At 68.3% G+C, this 7,780-nt stretch carries 7 protein-coding genes and 2 pseudogenes; 6 read left to right on the forward strand and 3 right to left on the reverse strand.

Features of this window, described 5'->3' with window-relative positions; genetic code table 11:
- The 5 genes and pseudogenes from TX88_RS34945 to TX88_RS05665 all read left to right on the forward strand — a co-directional run.
- Positions 1-465: pseudogene (locus tag TX88_RS34945) on the forward strand (DUF7159 family protein); the annotation flags it as partial.
- A gap of 98 nt (positions 466-563) precedes the next feature.
- Positions 564-1,895, forward strand: coding sequence for a UDP-glucose dehydrogenase family protein (locus TX88_RS05650; protein ID WP_044515283.1), 1,332 nt, complete (start codon positions 564-566; stop codon positions 1,893-1,895).
- A gap of 38 nt (positions 1,896-1,933) precedes the next feature.
- A complete protein-coding gene (locus TX88_RS05655; RefSeq protein WP_084621820.1) occupies positions 1,934-3,247 on the forward strand; it encodes a cytochrome P450 in 1,314 nt (437 codons plus the stop codon).
- A gap of 1 nt (position 3,248) precedes the next feature.
- On the forward strand, positions 3,249-4,001 hold the full coding sequence (locus TX88_RS05660; protein ID WP_044515287.1) for a maleylpyruvate isomerase family mycothiol-dependent enzyme: 753 nt from the start codon (positions 3,249-3,251) through the stop codon (positions 3,999-4,001).
- 18 nt (positions 4,002-4,019) lie between these two features.
- Positions 4,020-4,388, forward strand: coding sequence for a nuclear transport factor 2 family protein (locus TX88_RS05665; protein WP_044519133.1), 369 nt, complete (start codon positions 4,020-4,022; stop codon positions 4,386-4,388).
- Here TX88_RS05665 and TX88_RS05670 read toward each other — a convergent pair.
- A complete protein-coding gene (locus TX88_RS05670) occupies positions 4,363-5,610 on the reverse strand; it encodes a YibE/F family protein (protein ID WP_044515289.1) in 1,248 nt (415 codons plus the stop codon). The genes TX88_RS05665 and TX88_RS05670 overlap by 26 nt on opposite strands.
- 40 nt (positions 5,611-5,650) lie before the next feature.
- Entirely contained in the window at positions 5,651-6,922 is a 1,272-nt protein-coding gene (locus tag TX88_RS05675) for a pyridoxal phosphate-dependent aminotransferase (protein ID WP_110918016.1), read from the reverse strand.
- Between the two features lie 254 nt (positions 6,923-7,176).
- Between TX88_RS05675 and TX88_RS05680 the strand changes: the two genes are divergently transcribed.
- Positions 7,177-7,425, forward strand: a complete 249-nt coding sequence (locus tag TX88_RS05680) for a hypothetical protein (protein WP_044515293.1) — start codon at positions 7,177-7,179, stop codon at positions 7,423-7,425.
- Positions 7,426-7,491: 66 nt separating this feature from the next.
- Here the strand turns inward: TX88_RS05680 and TX88_RS34655 are convergent.
- A pseudogene (locus tag TX88_RS34655) lies at positions 7,492-7,780 on the reverse strand (hypothetical protein); the annotation flags it as partial.

The raw sequence follows: 7,780 nt of genomic DNA on the forward strand, positions 1-7,780 counted from the left end.
CCCGAGGCGCCCGCACCGGCACCCGAGGCTCCGCCACCAGCCCCGATCCCGGTGGCGCCGCCGCCGGCACCGGTCTACAACCCGCCGGCGCCCTACATCCCGCCGCTGGTCGTGCTGCCGCCAGCGCCGCGGCTGCCGAACATCTTCCGTCCGCCCTGGGACCCGCCGCAGCGTCAGCCGTGGGATCCGCCGTCGCGGCATGAGCCCCAAACTCCGCAGTGGCCCGGCTCAGGCTCGGATGACTGGGAACCGGGCTCTGGTTCAGGTCCGAGCTCGGGCTGGAACCCGGGCCGGGGTTCGGGTGACTGGAATCCCGGCCGCTCCGGCGGCTCAGGTGACTGGAATCCGGGACGCTCTGGTGGCTCGGGAGACTGGAACCCCGGTGGGTCCGGCTCCGGTGGTTCGCGCGGCTCGGGCGGCGGCAATGGGCCGATGTGGCCCTTCCCGTCATTCGGCGGCCACTGACGCGGATTTGGGGCGTCGCCTCCAACCGTTACCTGACGTTGGCCTGCCGCTCAGTGTCACGTAGCAGCTAGCTCATACTGGCCGCCTATCCAGGCAGTATGCGATGCACCGTTTTCGGTACCGGCTATCTGGGCGCGACACATGCGGCGGGTATGGCCGAACTCGGCCACGAGGTGATCGGGGTCGACATCGACCCGGGCAAGGTGGCCAAACTCGCCGCCGGCGACATCCCGTTCTACGAGCCCGGCCTGCGCAAGGTGCTGAACGACAACCTGTCTGCCGGGCGGCTGCGGTTCACCACCGACTACGACGAGGCCGCCGATTTCGCCGATGTGCACTTCCTCGGCGTCGGCACCCCGCAGAAGAAGGGCGACTACAGCGCCGACCTGCGTCACGTGCACGCCGTCATCGACACCCTGGTGCCACGGCTGCGCCGGTCCGCGGTGATCGTCGGCAAGTCCACCGTCCCGGTCGGCACGGCGGCCGACCTCGCCGAGCGGGCCCGAGGGCTGGCGCCCGCGGGTGTGGACGTCGAGGTGGCCTGGAATCCGGAGTTCCTCCGCGAGGGATACGCCGTGCACGACACGTTGCACCCGGATCGCATCGTGGTTGGTGTGCAGCATGATTCGTCACGCTCGGAATCCGAGGTCCGCGAGCTCTATGCCCCTCTGATCGCCGAGGGGGTGCCGTTCCTGGTCACCGATCTGCAGACCGCCGAGCTGGTCAAGGTGTCGGCCAACGCCTTCCTGGCCACCAAGATCTCGTTCATCAACGCGATCTCCGAGGTGTGTGAGGCCACCGGCGCCGATGTCACGCTGCTGGCCGACGCGCTGGGTTATGACCCGCGCATCGGGCGCCGATTCCTCAACGCGGGCTTGGGCTTCGGCGGCGGCTGCCTGCCCAAGGACATCCGGGCGTTCATGGCCCGCGCCGGCGAGCTCGGCGCCAACCACGCGCTGACCTTCCTGCGCGAGGTCGACAGCATCAACATGCGCCGCCGCACCGCCATGGTTGAACTGACCACCCGGGCCTGCGGCGGATCCCTGCTGGGCGCCAACATCGCGGTCCTGGGCGCGGCCTTCAAGCCCGAATCCGACGATGTGCGTGACTCACCCGCCCTCAACGTCGCCGGCATGCTGCAGCTGAACGGCGCCGCGGTCAACGTGTACGACCCGAAGGCGATGGACAACTCGCAGCGGGTGTTTCCCACGCTGAACTACTCGACCTCGGTCATCGAAGCCTGCGACCGGGCCGACGCGGTGCTGGTGCTCACCGAGTGGGCCGAGTTCGTCGACCTGGACCCGGCCGAGCTGGCTGACACGGTGCGCGTCAAAGTGGTTGTGGACGGCCGCAATTGCCTGGACGCGCAACGGTGGCAGGAAGCCGGGTGGCGCGTTTACGCATTGGGGCGCCCCGTCGCCACTGTTTGACACTTGTAGAACAAATTCTGCGGTCGTAGGCTCGGGCCATGCGGGAACGAATCCGGTGGATGGCCCTGCACGGGGTGGTTCGAGGCATTTCTGCGTACGGGATGCGTCACGGGGATCCGCAGGCCCGGCTCATCGCCGACCCTGCGGTACGGGCCGACCCGGCGCCCTTCGCCGACGAGATGCGCCGTCGCGGACCGATTGTGCGCGGCCGCGCGCTCCTGATGACGTTCCACCACGACGTGGCCACCGACCTGCTGCGCTCCGATGACTTCCGGGTGTCGCGGCTCGGCGGCAACCTGCCGAGGCCGCTGCGCTGGGTGGCCGACAAGACCGACACCGGGTCGCTGCACCCGCTGCTGCCGCCGTCCCTGCTCGCGGTGGAACCACCCGATCACACCCGCTACCGCAAGCTGGTCTCCTCGGTGTTCACCACCCGCGCGGTCGCCCGGCTGCGCGAACGGGTCCAGGAGACCGCCAACGAACTGCTGGATGCGATGGACGACGACGGCGTCGTCGACATCGTCGACCGGTATTGCGCCCAGCTGCCGGTCGCGGTGATCAGCGACATCCTGGGTGTGCCCGACGCCGACCGGCCGCAGATCCTGCGGTTCGGCGAGCTCGGCGCGCCGAGCCTGGACATCGGGCTGACGTGGCGGGAGTACCAGGAGGTGAACTCCGGCATCAAAGGATTTGAGTCCTGGCTGACCGATCACCTGCGTCAACTACGGCGCAACCCTGGTGAGGACCTGCTCAGCCAGATCATCCAGGCCTCCGATGCCGGTGCCGCCGGGGAACCGCTCAATGAGGCCGAGCTACGGGCGCTGGCCGGGCTGGTGCTGGCGGCCGGGTTCGAGACCACGGTCAACCTGCTGGGCAACGGCATCCGCATGCTGCTCGACCATCCCGAACATCTCACCACCCTGGCCGCGCGCCCCGAGCTGTGGCCGAACACCGTGGAGGAGATCCTGCGGCTGGACTCCCCGGTGCTGATGAGCGCGCGGGTGGCCCTCCGCGACACCGAAGTGGCCGGAACCCCGGTGCAGGCCGGAGAACTCGTCATCGTGCATCTCGCCGGGGCCAATCGAGACCCCGCGATGTTCGTCGATCCGCACCGCTTCGACATCGAACGTGACAACGCCGGACGGCACCTGTCGTTCTCCGGCGGCCGCCACTTCTGCCTCGGCGCGGCGCTGGCCCGCGCGGAGGGCCAGGTCGGCCTGCAGACGTTCTTCGACCGCTTCCCCGATGCGCGGGCGGCCGGCGAAGGCAGCCGCCGAGAGACCCGGATTCTGCGTGGCTGGTCGACTCTGCCGATCGCGCTCGGGAAGGCACGCACAGCGGTAAGTTCGTGACGTGGACTTCCGAGCTGCACTGCTCGACCAGACCCGGTCCTTCGGGGAGCTGATCGCCTCAAGCGATCCTGACACGCCGGTGCCGACGTGCCCGGAGTGGACGCTCAAGCAACTGTTCCGCCACGTCGGGCGCGGAAACCGTTGGGCGGCACAGATTATCTCCGAGCGCCGGGTATCGCCTCTCGACCCGCGTGAGGTCCATGAGGGCAAGCCGCCCGACGATCCCGACGCCGCGATCGAGTGGCTCAACGCGGGCGCGGTCCAGGTTCTCAAGGCCGTCGATCAGGTCGGCACCGACACCCGGGTGTGGACGTTCCTCGGCCCCAAACCCGGGGGCTGGTGGATCCGGCGGCGCGTACACGAGGCGGCGGTCCACCACGCCGATGCAGCGCTGGCCGTGGGAACCGCGTTCGAGCTGCCGGCCGACCTAACCGCCGACGCCGTCAGCGAATGGCTGGAGATCGCCACCGGCATGGCCAACAAGCGGCACGCAGAACCGCTCGCGTTGGGCTCCAGCATCCACCTGCACGCGACCGACGACGGTCTGGGCCCCACAGGGGAGTGGACGGTGGAGCACGACGAGGACGGGCTCGGGTGGTCTCACAGTCACGGCAAGGGCACCGTCGCGCTGCGCGGGCCTGCCCGAGACCTGTTGCTGGCCGCCACGCGGCGGCGCAGTGCAGCCGAACTCGGGCTCGAGGTGTTCGGCGACACCGCGACGTGGGACGCCTGGCTCGAACGCACACCGTTCTGAGTGGCGTACGTTTCGTTCATGACCACATCCGAGATCGCCACGGTTCTGGCCTGGCATGACGCGCTGAACGACAACGACGTCGACACCCTGATCGCTCTGTCCAGCGACGACATCGAGTTGGGCGATGCCAATGGGGCCGCCCAGGGGCATGCCGCCCTCCGCGACTGGGCCGGATCCGCCGGCGACACCGTGACACCGGGGCGGATGTTCGTGCACGACGGCGTGGTCGTCGTCGAACAGACCGTGCGGGCCGCGGACGGCACGGCTCACTCCGGTGCTGCCGCCTTCCGGGTGGTGCACGACCACGTCACCTCGGTGTTCCGCCACGACACTCTGGCAGCCGCGCTGGCCGCGACCGAACTCACCGAGAAGGACCTCGCCGGCTGACGCTCGTCGTGGGCGTCGCCAGTACCGCGGCGATTCCCGTCGTCAACGGGACCGACAGCGCCAGGGCGATACCGCCCACCGCGGAACGGGCGATCTCGATGGCCACGCTCTCACCCGTCAGCACGTCGGCCAACGACCGGTTGGCCACGCTGAACAACAGCAGCAGCGGCAAGGCGCTGCCGGCATACGCCAGCACCAGCGTGTAGACGGTGCTGGCGATGTGGTCGCTGCCCACCCGCATGGCGCCGACGAAAATCGAGCGTCGGCTCCCGCCGTGCTCGGCCAGCTCGAACACCGCCGAGGCCTGGGTGATGGTGACGTCGTTGAGCACACCGAGTGAGCCGATGATGAACCCGGCCAACAGCAGTCCCGTGATCGACACGTTGCCCATGTACGCCGCGACTTCGTTGTTCTGGTCTTCGGACAGCCCCGTCAAGTGGGCCAATTCGATTGCTGCCCAAGACAATATGGCGGCCAGTAACAACGACGTGAGGGTGCCGAGCAGGGCCGCGCTGGTGCGCAGGCTGACGCCGTGGGCCAGATAGATCACCGCGTACAGAATCGCCGCCGAGGCCACCAGCGACACCGGGACCGCCGGGGCGCCGTCGCGCAGCGCGGGTAACAGGAAGATCATCAGCACCGCGAACGCCACCACGATGCCGATGATGGCCCGCAGCCCGCGCCAGCGCGCGACCGCGACGATCACCACGGTGAACACCGTCGCCAGGGCGATCAACGGCCAGGTGCGCTCGTAGTCGAAGAACGCGTAGCTCGTCGTGCCGGCCTCATCGACCTGGCGGCTCACCCGGATATTGTCTCCGGCAGCAAGATTCGGCTGCCCGGGCCCGGTGGTGAACTCCAGCAGTGTCTTGGCGCCCTTGTTCGGGCCCGAATCGATGGAAACCAGGTTCTGCACACACGTGCCACCGCCCGGGACGGCAGGCCGCGGCGCGGACGTCAACACGCCCCCGGCGGACGGGCTGCCGCAGTCGGCCAGGGTGCTGGACACCACGTGCCCGGCCTCGGTGGTGACAGCGCCGCCCGCGGCGTTCTGGAACGGCAGCGGGATGTCGACCTTCTGGTGGCTGGGCCACAGCACGGCCGCGCCGACGACGACCGCAAGACCGATGGCGATCAACAGGCCGACGACGACGCGGGCGGCCAGCGGCCCCAGCGGAGACGGGCCGGCCAGTGAATGGGAGTGGGAATGCGTGTGCGCCACCCCGACAGAGTAGAGGGGGTGACTGGCTGGATCCTGGCGCCTACTGGCGGTAACTGGCCAGGAAGTTGCCCAGCCGCTCGATGGCCTGGGCCAGGTCCCGCGCCCACGGCAGGGTGACGATGCGCAGGTGATCCGGTGTGGGCCAGTTGAATCCCGTGCCCTGCGTCAACAGGATCTTCTCCTGCAACAGCAGGTCGAGCACCAGCTGCTCGTCGTCGTGGATGTCGTGCACCTCGGGATCCAGGCGCGGGAACGCGTACAGCGCACCTGCGGGCTTCACACAGGACACCCCGGGGATCTCGTTGAGCTTCGTCCACGCGGTGTCACGCTGCTCGAGCAGCCGACCGCCGGGCAGCACCAGATCGTCGATGCTCTGATGGCCACCCAGCGCGACCTGAATCGCATGCTGGGCAGGCACATTCGGGCACAGCCGCATATTCGACAGCAGGCTGATGCCCTCGATGAAGCTGCTCGCGTGCTCCTTGGGGCCGGTGATGACGAGCCAGCCGGAGCGATAGCCGGCCACCCGGTAGGCCTTGGACAGCCCATTGAAAGTCAGGCACAGAAGGTCAGGCGCGAGGGTCGCCAGCGAGATGTGCTTGGCGTCGTCGTAGAGGATCTTGTCGTAGATCTCGTCGGCCAGCAGCAGGAGCTGATGCTTGCGGGCCAACTCCACCATCTGCTCCAGGGTTTCGCGGCTGTACACCGCGCCCGTGGGGTTGTTCGGGTTGATCACCACGAGCGCCTTGGTGCGCTCGGTGATCTTCGACTCGATGTCGGCGACATCCGGATTCCAGCCCTGGGTCTCGTCGCACATGTAGTGCACCGGAGTGCCGCCGGCCAGTGCGGTCGAGGCGGTCCAGAGCGGGTAGTCGGGCGCGGGGATGAGCACCTGATCGCCGTTGTCCAGCAGCGCCTGCAGGGTCATGGTGATGAGCTCGGAGACGCCGTTGCCCAGATAGACGTCCTCGATATCGAACCGGGGGAAACCCTCGACCAGTTCGTATCGGGTGAACACCGCGCGGCGCGCGCTGGCGATGCCCTTGGAGTCGGAATAGCCCTGCGCGTTGGGCAGGGCCTGGATCATGTCGCGCATGATCACGTCGGGTGCCTCGAAGCCGAACGGCGCGGGGTTGCCGATGTTGAGCTTGAGGATGCGGTGCCCTTCAGCTTCCAGCCGTGAGGCCTGCTCGTGTACCGGTCCACGGATCTCGTACAGGACGTCCTGCAGCTTCGTGGACTGGGTAAACGTACGCGGCTTCGGGTTCTGACCGGTATGCCACGGCAACTGATGGGTAGTCACGATCTCCATGGTCTCATCACCGTCCACTGATTTTGGAATTTGCCGATCATGTAGGTGGTCACCGCCACAGACCGCCGATTTGCCAAGGCCTGGCATATGTGGGCATTCCTGCCATTCCTATGCCAACCAGCTGTGGGTTCGCTTGGGTGGCCGCGCGCCGTCCAAAAACCTGCGCAACCATGGCTGGAACACAAACGGCCGACGATTTGCCCAGGTCAAAGGGTATTTGAGTTGGCAACAGTTCAACACGATTGGCAATCCTCATGGCACGAACCACCAGCATCTTCCGAGCCAACACCCTGGCCGCAGCCCTCGGCGGGAGCGCCCTCGTCGCGATGGGTGTCCTCGCTGCGACCCTCGGCGGGGCGCAGCAGCAGGGCCCGGCGACCGTGGTCTCCGGCGGATCGATGACCCTCGGCGAAACCACGACCGTCACCTACACCGGCACGATCGTCCCCGCCGTCGCGGCGCCCGCGGTCAAGGCCAAGCCCTTCGGCGGCAGCGGCGGCTGATACCCCGGATACGCCGAACGGCCACCTCCTTGGTGGAGATGGCCGTTCGGTGCGTTAGGGACGTGCTCAGCGCTTACCAGGACGCTTGACGCCGGCCTTCATGCCGAGACCCACGACCGGTGGTTCCGGCTTGGCGGGTTCGGCAGGCTTCTCAGCTGCCGGGGCGGCCGGTTCCGGAGCCGGCTCGGCGGGAGCCGCAGGCGCAGCGGGAGCGGTGGGCGCAGCCGGGGCAGCCTTCTTCGCACCCGGGCGACGTGCGCCCGCGGCGATGCCCAGACCCACGACCGGCGGTTCCGGCTTGGCCGGTTCCGCAGGTGCCGCGGCAGGTGCCTCAGCAGCAGGAGCCTCAGCAGCA

The sequence above is a fragment of the Mycolicibacterium septicum DSM 44393 genome (assembly GCF_000455325.1).
GTDB classification, from domain to species: domain Bacteria; phylum Actinomycetota; class Actinomycetes; order Mycobacteriales; family Mycobacteriaceae; genus Mycobacterium; species Mycobacterium septicum.

What these genes read in the sequence shown, in the direction of transcription:
- TX88_RS05675 (WP_110918016.1), bottom strand. Translation starts at nt 6,922, where the DNA reads ATGGAGATCGTGACTACCCATCAGTTGCCGTGGCATACCGGTCAGAAC.
- TX88_RS05665 (WP_044519133.1), top strand. Translation starts at nt 4,020, where the DNA reads ATGACCACATCCGAGATCGCCACGGTTCTGGCCTGGCATGACGCGCTG.
- TX88_RS05650 (WP_044515283.1), top strand. Translation starts at nt 564, where the DNA reads ATGCGATGCACCGTTTTCGGTACCGGCTATCTGGGCGCGACACATGCG.
- TX88_RS05655 (WP_084621820.1), top strand. Translation starts at nt 1,934, where the DNA reads ATGCGGGAACGAATCCGGTGGATGGCCCTGCACGGGGTGGTTCGAGGC.
- TX88_RS05680 (WP_044515293.1), top strand. Translation starts at nt 7,177, where the DNA reads ATGGCACGAACCACCAGCATCTTCCGAGCCAACACCCTGGCCGCAGCC.